The following is a 13190-nucleotide window of genomic DNA, read 5'->3' as shown; positions in this document are numbered from 1 at the left end:
GATCCTCGGCGACCTGGCGCGCGTCGAGGCGACCATCCGGAACCTGATGGAGTCCGCTCCTCTGGGCCGGGAGCAGAACCGCGTCGCGCCGCCGTCCTCCCGCGACAGCTCCGCCGAGCCGCAACCGGAGGAACCGCCATTGCCACCGGTCGAAGAGATCGTGGTGCCTCCCAGCCCGCGCCGCGCCGCGCCCGGCAAACCACGGTCGTCGGGACCGGCGTCGATGCCGCAGCGGCGCAAGACCGAGTCCAAGACCTGAAGCCGCACAACACCTCCTGAGTGAAGACGTAAGGGCGAAGGGGATCGAAGTGGGACCTGTCGACTACCTTCGCGTGCTGCGCCGGCGGTGGCGGATGATCGCGTCGGGGTTCGCGCTCGGGCTGATCGGCTCGGTCGTGTTCCTGAGCGGCACCACGCCGCAGTACCAGGCCAACAGCCAGCTCTTCGTGTCCACCGCACGGGGTGAGGGCACCGCGGAGCTGTTCTCCGGCAGCAGTTTCGGCCAGCAGCGCGTGAAGACCTACGCCCAGGTGGTCGCCACGCCGAGCGTGCTCGACCCGGTGATCGCGAAGCTCGGGCTCACCGAGACCGCGGACCAGCTGGCGTCCCGCGTCGTCGTGTCGGCGCCGCTCGACACCGTGCTCCTCGACATCTCCGTGCGCGACGAGGACGCGGGCAGGGCGGCCGCGATCGCCACGGCGGTCGGCGACTCGCTGATCCAGGTCATCACCAAGCTGGAGACGGCCACCTCGGACACGTCGCCGGTCGCGGTGAGCTTCGTGCGCCGCGCGACGGTCCCGGACAAGCCGGTGTTCCCGTCGGTCCCGCTGACGCTGGGCGCCGGGGTGCTGGGCGGGCTCGTCCTCGGAGTCGGGGCGGCGCTCGTGCGCAACGCCGCCGACACCCGCGTGCGCGGCGAGGCGGACCTGCCGAGGAGCGTCAACGGCGCGGTGCTGGGCGAGATCCCGTTCGACCGGCAGGCCGCGCAGAACCCGACGTTGCTGCGCAGCCAGCAGAGCTCGCGCGCGGAGGCGTTCCGCAAGCTGCGCACCAACCTCCAGTTCGTGTCGGCCGTCGGCGAGCTGCGGTCCGTCGTGATCACCTCGTCGATGCCGAACGAGGGCAAGAGCACCACCGCGGTGAACCTGGCGCTGACGCTCGTCGACAGCGGGATGAAGGTCGTCGTGGTCGACGCCGACCTCCGCCAGCCGCGCATCGCGCACTACCTCGGCCTGGTCGACACCGTCGGTCTCACGACGGTGCTGCTGGACCGGATCGGCCTGGACGAGGCCCTGCAGCGCTGGGACGGGGGACTGCACGTGCTCACCGCCGGCGAGCTGCCGCCGAACCCGAGCGAGCTGCTCGGCTCTCCCGCCACCAGCAAGCTGATCGGCGAGCTGGAGACCCGGTTCGACCTGGTGATCATCGACTCGCCGCCGCTGCTGCCGGTGACGGACGCGGCCCTGCTCGCCCGCTGCGCCACCGGGGTCCTGCTCGTCACCGCGATCGGCCGCACGACCCGCGACCAGCTGGAGCGGTCGGTGCGCGCTCTCGAGACCGTGTGCGCGCGGGTGGTCGGCACCGTGCTGAACCTGACGCCCGCGCCGTCCGGCCAGGAACCCGGCTACTACCGCTACGGCGGCACGCCCGGCCGGGCCCGGTTCACCTGGTGGCGGCGGACCCGGCGGGCGCTTCCCCGCGTCCCGGACCGTCAGTAGGCCCCGCGGCAGCTCAGCACCGCCCGTGCGGTCTTCCACAGCACGATCAGGTCCAGCGTGAACGACCAGTTCTCCACGTAATAGAGGTCGAGCTCCACGCCCGCGTGCCAGGTGAGGTCCGACCGCCCGCTGATCTGCCACAGGCCGGTCATCCCCGGTTTGACCAGCAACCGCCTGCGCACGTCGCGGTCGTAGCGGCGCAGCTCGCTCGGCAGCGGCGGACGGGGACCTACCAGGCTCATCTGTCCTCTGAGGACGTTGACGAGCTGGGGCAGCTCGTCGAGCGACCAGCGGCGCAGGTGCCTGCCCAGCCGGGTCACGCGGGGATCGGACCGCATCTTGAACAACGGGCCGCCGGCCTCGTTGCCCGCGGCGAGCTCCTGCTGGAGCAGGTCGGCACCCGGCGACATGGTCCGGAACTTCCAGACCTGGAACTCCCTGCCGTGCCGGCCGGATCGCGTCTGCCGGTAGAGGACGGGCCCGGTGCTGTCCACTTTGACCGCCACGGCGATCACCAGAGCCAGCGGGCTCAGCAGCACGAGAGCGGTGGCGGAAGCGACCAGGTCGACGACGCGCTTGACGAACCGGGCGATGCCGGTGAAGCGCGGGGGCTCGATCACCAGCACCGGAAGTCCCGCCACGGGCCGGGCGTGGATGCGCGGTTCCGCCACGGCCATCGCCGCGGGCACCACGACGAGCTGCGTCTCCGTCCCCTCGAGCAGCCAGCTCAGGTGCCGCAGGAGATCCGACCCGGCGCCGATGCCCCCGGTCACGGCGATGGTGTCCGCGCCCAGCCGGCGAGCCGACCGCAGTGCCGACCTGGCCGAGTCCGCCGGCGACCCGGTGTCCTCATCGGACCACGTGCCCACGACGCGGAAACCCGCGCAGGGAACGGTGTCGAGCTGGTCCGCCAGGTGGGGGAAGCGGCCGGGGTCGCCCACCAGCAGCACGCGCGACGACCAGCGGCCCGACCACCGGTGGGCGTGCAACCACTGGCGCCACAACCACCTCGACAGGACCAGCGCGACGACGCCCGTGGGGAACGCGGCGAGCAGGTACTCGCGCACCTCGCCGTAGCGGAGGAGGTAGGCGATGATCGCGGCCAGTCCCCAGAACGTCGTGGACGCCGCCAGCACCCGCCGGTACTCCTCGTGCCCGTCGCCCAGAACGGCAGGCGTGCGGGAGCCGAACGCCGTGAGTGCGGCGAACCAGAGGGCGGCGATGAGAGTCGCCGTCGCCGCCTGCCGCCAGGCCGTCTGACCCGGTGCCGTGACCGGGACCAGGGCCACCGCCCAGAGCAGGACGAACACGTCCGAGCCGAGCAGGAGCTGCCGGTACCTGGTCCACCAGGGAGGTTCGTACATCGTCGGATCCTCTTCTCTGCCAGGGCGTTCCGGCTTCACCTGATGGGGGAAGCCTGGTTGACAGCCGCGGAGAGCGCTGGTCATGTTCGTGCCATGAGCGGCATCTCCGGACGGCGTGGTCTTGTGCGGGCGGGCAGGTTGATGGTCGTGGTGACGACTCTCGCCACCGTCACCTTCACCGGGTACGGCTGGTACCTGCGCCGTGAGGTCGCGGCGAGCGTCACGCACCTGCGGAGCGACGTGTTCGCCGGGATGGAGAACCGGCCGGAGGGGGTCCGCATCTCCGTGGCCGCGGCACCGCCGAAGACGGTGCTGCTGCTGGGAAGTGACATCCGCCTCGGCTCGGACGCCGGTGGTGGCGTCACGGGGCAGCGGGCCGACACGATCCTCATCGCCCACCTGCCGCAGGGCCACCACCGCGCCGAGGTCCTGTCCGTGCCCCGCGACTCCTGGGTCGAGATCCCGGGCCACGGCATGGCGAAGATCAACGCCTCGCTCGCCTACGGCGGTGTGCCGCTGACGATCCGGACCGTCGAGGCGGTGACGGGCATCCGGATCGACCACGTGGTCGTGGTGGACTTCGCCGCGGTGCGCGACCTGACGACCGCGCTCGGCGGCGTCGCCGTCGACAACCCCGCCGCGTCGACGGACCCGTTGACGCGCACCACGTTCGACGCGGGACGGCTGGTGCTGCAGGGCGACCGCGCGCTCACGTTCGTGCGGCAGCGGTACGGACTTCCCGGGGGCGACATCGACCGGATCACCCGGCAGCACGTCCTGCTGTCCGCGGTGGGCAGGCAGATCGCCGCGCGGGCGCTGACGGACGGCGCGCTGCGGGAGAAGGTGCTCGGGGTGGTGCGCAGGAACGTGAGCACCGACTCCGGCCTCGACGACGACACGTTCCTCACCCTCTTCTTCGACATCGCGACCCTGCCCTCCGGATCGGTCTCGTTCCACACCGCGCCGGTCGCCGGGTCCGGCACCTCCGCCGACGGCCAGGCCTACCTGGAGCTGGACCGCGACCGCCTCGCGGCCGTGGCGGAGGCGTTGCGCGCCGGTGAGCCGATCCCGTTGCCACTGACGATCACCCCCTCCTGATCACCGGCCGCGCGAGGCAGCGGTGTCGTCGGCAGCACGAGGCCGGGGACCCGTCCGCGCGCGCCGCGCCGTGCCCGGACGACCGCGGCCACCCCGCTGGTGAGGGCGAGGAGGCCCAACCCCGACCACCACCACAACGGCTGGCGCGCCAGGCCGAGCGCCGCCGCGAGCAGGACCGCGCAGGTGCCGGCGAGGAGCAGTCCCGCGACGACCGCGGCCGCGGGCTTCACCGCCGCCTCGCGGTGACCGCGGCTCCGGCGCTCCTGCCGATGGCGTCGGTCAGGTCGACGATCCGGGCGGCGACGTCCGAGGTCACCTTCGGCCCGGCCGCGCTCGGGTCCACCAGGTCCTCGACATCGGTCGTGCCGCGCCGCGCGATCGCCGTGGACACCAGCGCGTCCCACTCCGCTTCGCCGAGGTGGTCCGCCGCGGCGGCCAGTTCGCCCAGGGTCACCGCGGACGACAGCGCGCGCGGTCGCAACCGCAACGCGTCCGACAGCTCCGCCCTGGTCATGGCGATCACGGTGCCGGCGCCGGCGAGCAGCGCGTCCGTGACCCGCCGGGACCGGAACCCCGAGACGTCGATTCCGCGCTGCACCAGCAGGTCCCGCACCGTCTCGGCCACCGGGTCGCCCTCCCTGGCCCTCAGTCCGGCGCTGGAGAACACGAGCCCGGTGCCCGCGGTCGCGGCGAGCAGGTGGGACGCGAGCGGTGAGCGGAACACGTTGGCGGTGCACAGGACCAGCACCGAGTGGGGCGCGCTCATCGGCGGCCTCGCGCACCGAGACCGGCGACCCAGGCGCGGTACCGCTCGGCGGCCTGCTGCCGGCACAGCTCCGTGGCGGCGTACCTGCGGCCGTTGCCGCCCAGGCGTTCGCACAGCGGCGAGTCGTGTCCCAGCCGCAGCGCGGCGTCGAGCAGCGCGGCGGGATCACCGGGTGCCACGCGGACCCCGGCGCCGGCGGCGGACAGTTCCGCACTGGCGGGGCTGTCCGCCTCGGTCGCGGCGAGCACCGGACGGCCCGCGGCGAAGTAGGACGTCAGCTTGCTCGGCACGCAGACCGAGCGCAACCCTGGCCGTTCGTTCACCAGCAGCACGTCGGCGGCGGCCAGCACGCCCGCGAACTCCTCGTCGGGAACCGGTGGCAGCACGCTGATCCGGCGCACACCGGCGGTCTGGCGGCGCAGCTCGGCACATCGCGCGCCGTCGCCCATGAGCACGAACCGCACGTCGTCGCCGCGGCGGTCCGCGAGCCTCGCGGCGTCCACGACCGTGCCGAGCTCCTGCTTCGCGCCCATGTTCCCCGCGTGCAGCACCACGGTTCCCGTGTCCGACGGCCACGGTGCCGGCACCGGATCGGACGACAGCGGGATGTGCGTCCAGTTGCGGATGACCGTGACGCGGTCAGGGGCGACACCGTGCACCGTGCGCAGGACGTCGCTGAACCTCTCGTGGACCGTCACGACCCCGTCGGCCGCCCGCAGCAGGCTCGCTTCCAGTCGCGCGACCTGCGAGCCGCCCCGGCCGCCCAGCGCACCGACCTCGCTGGTGACCGACGCGTAGAGGTCCTGCACGACAACGCCGAACGCGGCTCCCGTCCGCGCGGCGAGGCTGCGCGCGGCCAGCAGCGAGAGCAGCGACGGGCTCACGCCGATCACCACGTCGGCGTCGCGCAGCTCCCGGCCGCGCGTGCGCAGCCAGGCGTGCGCGGCGAACGAGGCCTCGTGCGCGATCCGGCCGATGCCGGTGGAGCTGGACGGCACGTAGTGCCTCAGCCGGGTAAGTCGTACCGGGCCGTCTGCGAGTCTGCGGACCAGACCGGCGCTCAGGCCGCGGTAGTCGTCCGCAGTGCGCCACTGCGGGTAGTACGGGAATCCGGTGACGACGTGCACGTCGTGCCCGGCCTCGGCGAGCGCCCGCGCGGTGCCGGTCGTGTACGGGGCGATCCCCGCGTGCTCGGGCTCGTAGTTGAGCCCCACCATGACCACCTTCATCAGACCGTCACCTCTTGGACGCCGCGGTACCAGGCATGAGTGCTGCGCAGTCCTTCGGCGAGACCGATCCGCGGCGCCCAGCCGAGCGCGCGGATCGTGCTGACGTCGAGGACCTTGCGCGGGGTGCCGTCCGGCCGGCGCGGGTCGAACGCGATCCGGCCCCGGAAGCCGACGGTGGCGGCGACGAGCTCGGCGAGTGCTGCGATGGTCAGGTCCTCGCCGGTGCCGACGTTGACCGGGCTGTCGTCGTCGTAGCGTTCCAGCAGGGTCAGGCAGGCTTCGGCCAGGTCGTCGACGTGGAGGAACTCCCGGCGGGGAGTGCCGGTGCCCCACACCGTCACGGTGTCCGCGCCGTCGCGGACGGCGTCGTCGAACTTGCGCAGCAGCGCGGGCAGCACGTGCGATCGTTCCAGGTCGAAGCTGTCGCCGGGGCCGTAGAGGTTGGTGGGCATGGCCGAGATCCACGGCAGGCCGTCCTGCCGGCGGATCGAGCGGACCTGCGTCACGCCCGCGATCTTGGCGATCGCGTAGGCCTCGTTGGTCGGTTCGAGCGGGCCGCTCAGCAGCGCGGACTCGTGGATCGGTTGTGGACAGTCGCGCGGGTAGATGCAGGAGGAGCCCAGGAACAGCAGTCGCGGCACCCGGAGCGCGCGGGCGGCGTCCATGACGGACAGCTGGATGCGGAGGTTGTCGCTGAGGAAGTCGGCCGGCGCCGCGTGGTTGGCCGCGATGCCCCCCACCCGCGCGGCCGCCAGCAGCACCACCTCCGGCCGGTGCGTGCGCAGGAACCGGGCGGTGGCCTCGTGGTCGCGGAGGTCGAGCTCCGCCGACGGCGCGGTGATCACCCTCGTGAACCCGCGCCTGCGCAGGAGCCTCACGCAGGCCGAGCCCACCAGTCCGGTGTGGCCGGCGACGTAGACCGGAACGTCGCGGTTGAGCGGGCTGTGCATTCGGCATCCCCTCCGGCGGTCGAAAAATGATTCTTTTGTGTGAACTTGCTGATGCTCGGGTCGCTGGCCGCCGAAGTATCCGCCGATGATGTCCGGGAGGCCGTGATGGGAAGACGACGCGTGAGTCGACAATCCGGGAGATCGCATGAAAACTGCCCTGGTCACTGGAATCTCCGGACAGGACGGAAGCTACCTCACCGAACTGCTGCTCGCCAAAGGATACGAAGTTCACGGAATCATCCGCAGGTCGAGCTCGTTCGGCACGCAGAGAATCGACCACCTTTACAGCGACCCGGTGGCGGAACCCGGACGGCTCACGCTGCACTACGGCGATCTCACGGATGGTTGCCGTCTGGCCAACCTGCTGTCCAGCATCGTGCCTGATGAGGTGTACCACCTCGCCGCGCAGAGCCACGTCCGGGTGAGTTTCGACGAACCCGTGTTCACCGGGGACACCACCGGACTGGGTACGGTGCGGCTGCTGGAAACCATCCGAATGGTTGATCTGCCGTGCCGGTTCTACCAGGCTTCGAGTTCCGAGATGTTCGGTGGGACCCCGCCACCGCAGAACGAGGAATCTCCGTTTCGTCCCCAGTCGCCGTATGCCGCGGCCAAGACCTATGCCTACTGGGTGACGCGCAACTACCGCGAGGGCTACGGAATGTACGCCGTGAACGGAATCCTCTTCAACCACGAAAGTCCGAGGCGGGGCGAGACCTTTGTGACGCGCAAGATCACCAGGGCCGCGGCGCGCATCCGGGCGGGTGAGCAGAAGGCCCTCTACCTCGGCAACCTCGACGCCGTGCGGGACTGGGGGTACGCCCCGGAGTACGTCGAGGCGATGTGGCTGATGATGCAGCAGGACGAGCCGGAGGACTACGTCGTGGCGACCGGGACCTCCTGCACGGTCAGGGACTTCCTCGGCTACGCCTTCGGCGCGGTGGGCCTCGACTGGCGCGACCACGTGCGCTTCGACGAGCGCTACCTGCGTCCGGTCGAGGTGAACGCCCTGATCGGCGACAGCCGCAAGGCCGCCGAGAAGCTGGGGTGGACGGCGCGCACGCACGGCGAGGAGCTCGCCCGCATCATGATCGAGGCGGACGTGCGCGAGCTCGAACTGCACCGCGGCGCCGGGATCAGCCCGCCCCTGCCGCGGTCGGGCGCGCACGCGGACTCGCAGATCGTCCGGCACTGATGCTCAGGGTGCTGCACGCGGTCGCGAGCGTCGGCGACCGGTACGGAGGTGTCTCGTCGGCGGTCGGAACTCTCGGCCACGTCGAGAGCAGGCTGGGCCACGACGCCACGCTGGTGAGCCTGCACCGCCCGGAGGAGGGCGACCGGCTGCTGGGCGAGCTGTCGTCGTGCTTCGACGTCGAGATGCTGCCACCGGGCCGGGTGTCCGGGAGGTTCCACGGCTCCGGCAGGCTGAGGTCGACGCTGGCCCGGCTGGTTCCCCAGCACGACCTCGTCGTCGTGCACGGCGTGTTCGACCTGACCGCGCACCTGTGCGGCCGGACCGCCCGCAGGTACGCCGTGCCGTACCTGCTCTGGCCGCACGGCAGTCTCGACCCCTACGACCTCCGCGAGCACGGGTGGGCGAAACGGCGGCTCGCTCCACTGTGGAGGGAGAGCGTCGCCGGTGCGTCGGCGGTCATGTGCACCACCCAGCGGGAGGCCGACCGGCTGGAGGACTTCGGAGCGGGAACGCGCCGGGAGGTGCTGCCGTTGCCCCTGCCGGCCGCGGTCCCCGTCACGGCCTGCGGGTCGAAGGAACGCGCGAGACGTGCGTGCGGTCTGCCGTTGCACGGTCGGGTGGTGCTGTTCCTGGGCCGCATCGACCGGAAGAAGGGGCTGCCGCTGCTGCTGGAGGCGTTCGACCTCGCGGCGGGGCCGGACGACACGCTGGTGGTGGCCGGCGTCGGCGACCCCCAGCTGGACAGGTCGTTGCGCGCCAGGGCATCGGCACGCCGGTCGCCCGGCAAGGTCGTCTTCACCGGCTGGGTCGAGCCGAGGCGGCGGCGTGAACTGCTTGCCGCGGCCGACGTGTTCGCCCTGCTCAGCGACAACGAGAACTTCAGCGTCGCGACCGCGGAGGCGCTCGCCGCGGGGTGCGCGGTGCTGCTGAGCGACGAGGTCTACCTCGGCGACGAGCTCGAGGCGGCGGGAGGCGCCCTGGTCACCCGCCGCCACCCGGCGGTGGCCGCGATGGCGTTGCGGAGCCTGCTGACCGACGAACGGCTGCGGGAGAAGGTCGCCCAGGCCGGACAGGACTGGGCGCGCCACGCGCTGGACGCCGACCGCGTCAGCCGGCGCTACGGGGAACTGGTCGAGGGGGTGTTCGCGCAGTGGTAGCGGTGAGTGTGCTGATGCCCTGTCTCAACGCGGGGCGGTATCTGCGTCCGTGTCTGGACAGCGTCGTGGACCAGCTCGGGCCGCGGGACGAGCTGATCGTGCAGGACGCCCTGTCCACCGACGGCTCGGCCGAGGTCCTCGACAGCTATGCCGGGCGCACGCCGAAGATGCTGGTGGTGCATGAAAAGGACGGTGGCCAGTCCGACGCGCTCAACCGCGCGTTGAAGCGCGCGCGGGGCGACTACGTCTGGTGGGTCAACGCCGACGACCTCGTGCTGCCCGGCGCTTTCGACCTGGTGCGCGCGGAGATCGAGCGAGCGCCGCACCTCCCGGACGTCGTCGTCGGCGGGTGGCGCCTGGTCGACGGAGGGGGAGAGGTGGTCCGCGAGAGCCCCGCCCGGGAGCTCGACCGCGGCCGCCTCCTGGTGCAGGGGTGCTACGCGTTCTCCGGCGCGATGCTGGTGCGGCGCGACCTGCTGCTCCTGCTGCGCGGCTACTCCCGGGACCTGCACTATGTCATGGACTTCGACCTGATGCTGAAGCTCGCGGACACCGCGCAGGTCGTCGTCCCCCGTCCGCTGGGCGCGCTGCGCTACCACGACGCCAGCAAGTCCGGCGGGCTCGGCCGCAGGTTCTTCACCGAGGGCGCGGTCGTGCGGTGGCGCGGCCGCCGCAGCGACCTCGACGTCGTCCGCGCCGTCGCGGGCACGGCGTGGCACGCGGCCGGTGTCGCGACCGCCCGCGTGCGTTTCGGTCCTGCTTACACCCGGCTTCGAGAGAGGTGGTCTTCCCGTGCTGAACCGAGTGCGTGACCTGGTGCGGACAGCGAGCTGGCTGCTCCCGCCGGGACGGCTCAAGAACCGCGTGCTCGTCCTGCTGGGCCACGACATCGCGCCCTCGGCGAGGATCGGCGTCTGCCTGGTCCTCGGCGGCACGGCGGTGCGCGTGGGCGCGGGCTCCGTGGTGGGACACGGCAACACGTTCCGCGGCCTGCGGTCGCTGGACATCGGCGCGGACGCCATCATCGGACAGTTCAACTGGTTCTCGACGGCGCCCTCGCTGCGGGACGACAGCCACGGCCTCGACGGCATCGTGCGCATCGAGGACCACGCGGTGATGACCAGCCGGCACTACGTCGACGCGTCCGGCGGGTTGCTGCTGGGCAGCTTCGCCTCGATCGCCGGCGTGCGCTGCACCGTGCTGACGCACACCGTCGACCTGGAGACCGGCAAGCAGACCACGGCACCGGCGGTGCTGGCCGAGCACGCGTTCCTCAGCACCAACTGCCTGCTGATGGCCGGGTGCCGCCTGGAGCCGCGGGCCGTGCTGGCAGCGGGCAGCGTCACCGCGATCGGGCAGACCTACCGCGCGAACACGTTGTTCGGAGGCGTTCCGGCGAAACCGATCCGGGAGATCGACGGCGCCTACTTCCACCGCACCCGAGCGTGGATCGGCAGGTGACGGCCGCCAGGACCGGCCTGCTGGGCGCCGTCGGCGCGGGTGCGGGGCTCTGGTTGTTCCTGCCGCTGGGCGGGCGGATCTCCGTGACGGAGCTCGCCGCCGTGCTGCTGGCGCCACCCTGCCTGGTCGCGGTGTCGCGGTACCGCCGCGGCCCGGCGCTGGTCCTCGCCGCGGGCTGCTGGTTCGCGGGCCTGGTGGTCAGTCAGCTCGTGCTCCCCGGCCCGGCCGCCGCAGTGGTGCGCGCCTTCGCGAGCGTGGTCGCGCTGGTCGTCACGACCGGCCTGCTCTGCCTGGTGCTGGCGCCGCGCGACCGGGAGGCGGACCCGGCGGGGCCGCGCCGGGCGCTGCTGCTCGGGTTCGCGTGGGGGCAGCTGGTCGGGCTGTTCGTGACGCCGGCGTCGGCGGCGGGGCTCGACCTGTGGAAGTTCGGCGGGGGACAGGCGGTCACGCTGCTCGTCCTGCTGGCCGCGGAACGGTTCTCCGCGCACAGCCGCCGGTACGCGCTGCCCCTGCTGCTGCTCGTGCTCACGGCCGGGCACCTGGCGGTCGGGTCGCGCATCCTCGCCCTGGTCACGTTCGTCGCCCTGCTGGGCACGCTGCTCGCGCCGCTGTCGCGCCGGCGCCTGGGCCGGGCGAGGGCCGCGCTGCTCGTCGTCGCCGCCGTCGCCGGCGCGCTCGTGCTCCAGCAGACCTACACGACCCTCGCGACCAGCGGGGCGCTCGGCGCGGAGCAGCAGATCAAGGTGGGGTTCCAGGACGGCGACCTCGGGCTGCTCGTGGGCGGCCGCAAGGACTTCGTGTTCCTCCTCGCGGCCGTGTCCGAACGGCCCGTGCTCGGCTGGGGTCCCGGTGCCGTCGTGCCCGCCGAGGTGAAGGCGGAGGCGGTGAGCTGGCTGCGGGCGCACGACTACCCGCTGGAGGCGTACGACGTGCTCACGTTCGTCCATCCCGCGACCCTGTACCTGCACTCGACCGTGCTGGGGTCCTGGGCGACGGCCGGGCTGGCGGCGCTCCCGTTCTGGCTGCTGGCGATGGTGCTGCTGGGCGGCGGGATCGTCCGGGCCCTGCGCGGCGGACGCATCGCCGAGCTGTTCGTGGTCGTGATGGCGTTGTGGCACGTGCTGTTCTCACCGCTGGGCGACACCACCCGCGGGCACATCGCGCTGGCGCTCGCGCTGGCGTTGACCGCGGTAGCGCACCGCGATCGCGGCGGTGACGACGACGCACGCGACGGCGTGGCCCTGGGCCGCACCGACGGCTCCGCCGAACCAGCCGCCGATCCCGAGTCCGCACAGGCCCAGCAACGCTCCCGCGGGCAGCAGCACGCTCATCGCGGTCTCGTCGCCACGCGCCTGGGCGGCCAGCACCAGCAGCTGGGCCACCACGACGAAGAGGGTCGCGAACAGGTACCACCGGAGCGCGGGCACGGCGTCGGTGAACCGTGACCCGGCCACGAGCGGGACGATCCAGGGCGCGCACACGGCCAGAAGCGCCACCAGGGCAGCGGAGAACACGCCCGCCAGCACCAGAACCCGTGTCGCCGCACGGGTTCCGGCCGACAGCGCGGGCAGCGCCGCCGTGCCCGCCGCGGACACCAGCACCAGCAGCGGTCCGAGCAGCCGGGCGCCGAGCGAGTACAGGCCCGCCTGCTCCACGCCCGCCACCGCCGTGACGACCGCGGTGTCCAGCAGCACGAGGTTGCCCGCCACGGCGACTCCCGCGAACCGGATCCCGTAACCCAGCGGGTTCTCCGTCGGGATGGGCGTGCTCCCGGCGATCCCGAGCGTGCCGGAACAGCCAAGTGCCACCACACTTCCGCACACCAGACCACCCAGCAGCGCGGCGGCCGCAGGTAGACCGGGCACGAAGAGCAGGCCTGTTCCGACGACCAAGGCGACGAACCGCTCGCACACCGCGAGCGCCGCCGAGACCCCGGCCCGCCCGCGCAGCTGCCACCGGGCCTGCACGAGCAGCAGGGCCGCCCGCAGCAGGCCGTACGAGGCCGCCAGAGCGAGCAGCAGCGGTGGCAGTCCGGCGAACGCGAGCGCGGTCGTCGCCACGAGGAGCACCGCGGAGAGCAGCACCGTCTTGCGCAGCAACAACATCCGGAACACCCCGGCCGAGGCGCCGTCGGACCGCCTGCCGCCGTCGCGCAGCATTCGCGTGCAGGCGCCGAGGTCCACCAGGGGCACCAGCATCGAGGCCACCCCGTACCACAGTGCCGCCGCGCCGAAGCCGGCCGCGGACGCGGT

General features: G+C 72.5%; 12 protein-coding genes and 1 pseudogene. 8 read left to right on the top strand and 5 right to left on the bottom strand.

The genetic code is table 11. The features are described 5' to 3' along the window. Positions 1-259 (top strand): annotated as a pseudogene (locus VF330_RS36235) (hypothetical protein); the annotation flags it as partial. Between the two features lie 49 nt (positions 260-308). Continuing rightward, positions 309-1718, top strand: coding sequence for a polysaccharide biosynthesis tyrosine autokinase (locus VF330_RS36230; RefSeq protein WP_330856255.1), 1410 nt, complete (start codon positions 309-311; stop codon positions 1716-1718). Here VF330_RS36230 and VF330_RS36225 read toward each other — a convergent pair. After that, complete coding sequence (locus tag VF330_RS36225; RefSeq protein ID WP_330856254.1) at positions 1712-3082, bottom strand: sugar transferase; 1371 nt, start codon at positions 3080-3082, stop codon at positions 1712-1714. The genes VF330_RS36230 and VF330_RS36225 overlap by 7 nt on opposite strands. Before the next feature lie 93 nt (positions 3083-3175). Between VF330_RS36225 and VF330_RS36220 the strand changes: the two genes are divergently transcribed. Then, on the top strand, positions 3176-4180 hold the full coding sequence (locus VF330_RS36220) for an LCP family protein (RefSeq protein ID WP_330856253.1): 1005 nt from the start codon (positions 3176-3178) through the stop codon (positions 4178-4180). Here VF330_RS36220 and VF330_RS36215 read toward each other — a convergent pair. Genes VF330_RS36215 through VF330_RS36200 form a run of 4 tightly spaced genes read right to left on the bottom strand, consistent with a single transcriptional unit; the run spans position 4084 to position 7125 of the window. Beyond that, a complete protein-coding gene (locus tag VF330_RS36215) occupies positions 4084-4410 on the bottom strand; it encodes a hypothetical protein (RefSeq protein WP_330856252.1) in 327 nt (108 codons plus the stop codon). The two genes, VF330_RS36220 and VF330_RS36215, sit on opposite strands and share 97 nt — an antisense overlap. Continuing rightward, on the bottom strand, positions 4407-4946 hold the full coding sequence (locus VF330_RS36210) for a hypothetical protein (RefSeq protein ID WP_330856251.1): 540 nt from the start codon (positions 4944-4946) through the stop codon (positions 4407-4409). Before VF330_RS36210 ends, VF330_RS36215 begins: the two co-directional genes overlap by 4 nt. Then, the gene (locus VF330_RS36205; protein ID WP_330856250.1) at positions 4943-6175 is read right to left on the bottom strand and encodes a glycosyltransferase family 4 protein; all 1233 of its coding nucleotides are present in this window, start codon (positions 6173-6175) and stop codon (positions 4943-4945) included. Before VF330_RS36205 ends, VF330_RS36210 begins: the two co-directional genes overlap by 4 nt. Further along, positions 6175-7125: a GDP-L-fucose synthase gene (locus VF330_RS36200; protein WP_330856249.1), complete on the bottom strand. Its 951-nt coding sequence runs from the start codon at positions 7123-7125 to the stop codon at positions 6175-6177. Before VF330_RS36200 ends, VF330_RS36205 begins: the two co-directional genes overlap by 1 nt. Before the next feature lie 145 nt (positions 7126-7270). Between VF330_RS36200 and gmd the strand changes: the two genes are divergently transcribed. The 5 genes from gmd to VF330_RS36175 are packed head-to-tail and all read left to right on the top strand — an operon-like array spanning position 7271 to position 12383. Further along, entirely contained in the window at positions 7271-8320 is a 1050-nt protein-coding gene (gmd, locus tag VF330_RS36195; RefSeq protein WP_330856248.1) for a GDP-mannose 4,6-dehydratase, read from the top strand. Then, complete coding sequence (locus VF330_RS36190; RefSeq protein WP_330856247.1) at positions 8320-9477, top strand: glycosyltransferase; 1158 nt, start codon at positions 8320-8322, stop codon at positions 9475-9477. Before gmd ends, VF330_RS36190 begins: the two co-directional genes overlap by 1 nt. Positions 9478-9491: 14 nt before the next feature. Next, positions 9492-10289, top strand: coding sequence for a glycosyltransferase (locus tag VF330_RS36185; RefSeq protein ID WP_330856246.1), 798 nt, complete (start codon positions 9492-9494; stop codon positions 10287-10289). Continuing rightward, the gene (locus VF330_RS36180) at positions 10270-10938 is read left to right on the top strand and encodes a hypothetical protein (protein ID WP_330856245.1); all 669 of its coding nucleotides are present in this window, start codon (positions 10270-10272) and stop codon (positions 10936-10938) included. The genes VF330_RS36185 and VF330_RS36180 overlap by 20 nt, the downstream gene beginning before the upstream one ends. After that, on the top strand, positions 10935-12383 hold the full coding sequence (locus VF330_RS36175) for a hypothetical protein (protein ID WP_330856244.1): 1449 nt from the start codon (positions 10935-10937) through the stop codon (positions 12381-12383). Before VF330_RS36180 ends, VF330_RS36175 begins: the two co-directional genes overlap by 4 nt. The last annotated feature ends 807 nt before the right edge of the window (positions 12384-13190 follow it).

This window comes from Lentzea sp. (assembly GCF_036380075.1).
Classification (GTDB): Bacteria; Actinomycetota; Actinomycetes; order Mycobacteriales; family Pseudonocardiaceae; genus Lentzea.
This window is presented reverse-complemented; position numbering and strand designations above follow the sequence as displayed.

Coding starts and splice junctions, on each gene's coding strand:
- VF330_RS36220 (WP_330856253.1), top strand. CDS start 3,176: ATGAGCGGCATCTCCGGACGGCGTGGTCTTGTGCGGGCGGGCAGGTTG.
- VF330_RS36205 (WP_330856250.1), bottom strand. CDS start 6,175: ATGAAGGTGGTCATGGTGGGGCTCAACTACGAGCCCGAGCACGCGGGG.
- VF330_RS36225 (WP_330856254.1), bottom strand. CDS start 3,082: ATGTACGAACCTCCCTGGTGGACCAGGTACCGGCAGCTCCTGCTCGGC.
- VF330_RS36185 (WP_330856246.1), top strand. CDS start 9,492: ATGCCCTGTCTCAACGCGGGGCGGTATCTGCGTCCGTGTCTGGACAGC.
- gmd (WP_330856248.1), top strand. CDS start 7,271: ATGAAAACTGCCCTGGTCACTGGAATCTCCGGACAGGACGGAAGCTAC.
- VF330_RS36210 (WP_330856251.1), bottom strand. CDS start 4,946: ATGAGCGCGCCCCACTCGGTGCTGGTCCTGTGCACCGCCAACGTGTTC.
- VF330_RS36190 (WP_330856247.1), top strand. CDS start 8,320: ATGCTCAGGGTGCTGCACGCGGTCGCGAGCGTCGGCGACCGGTACGGA.
- VF330_RS36200 (WP_330856249.1), bottom strand. CDS start 7,125: ATGCACAGCCCGCTCAACCGCGACGTTCCGGTCTACGTCGCCGGCCAC.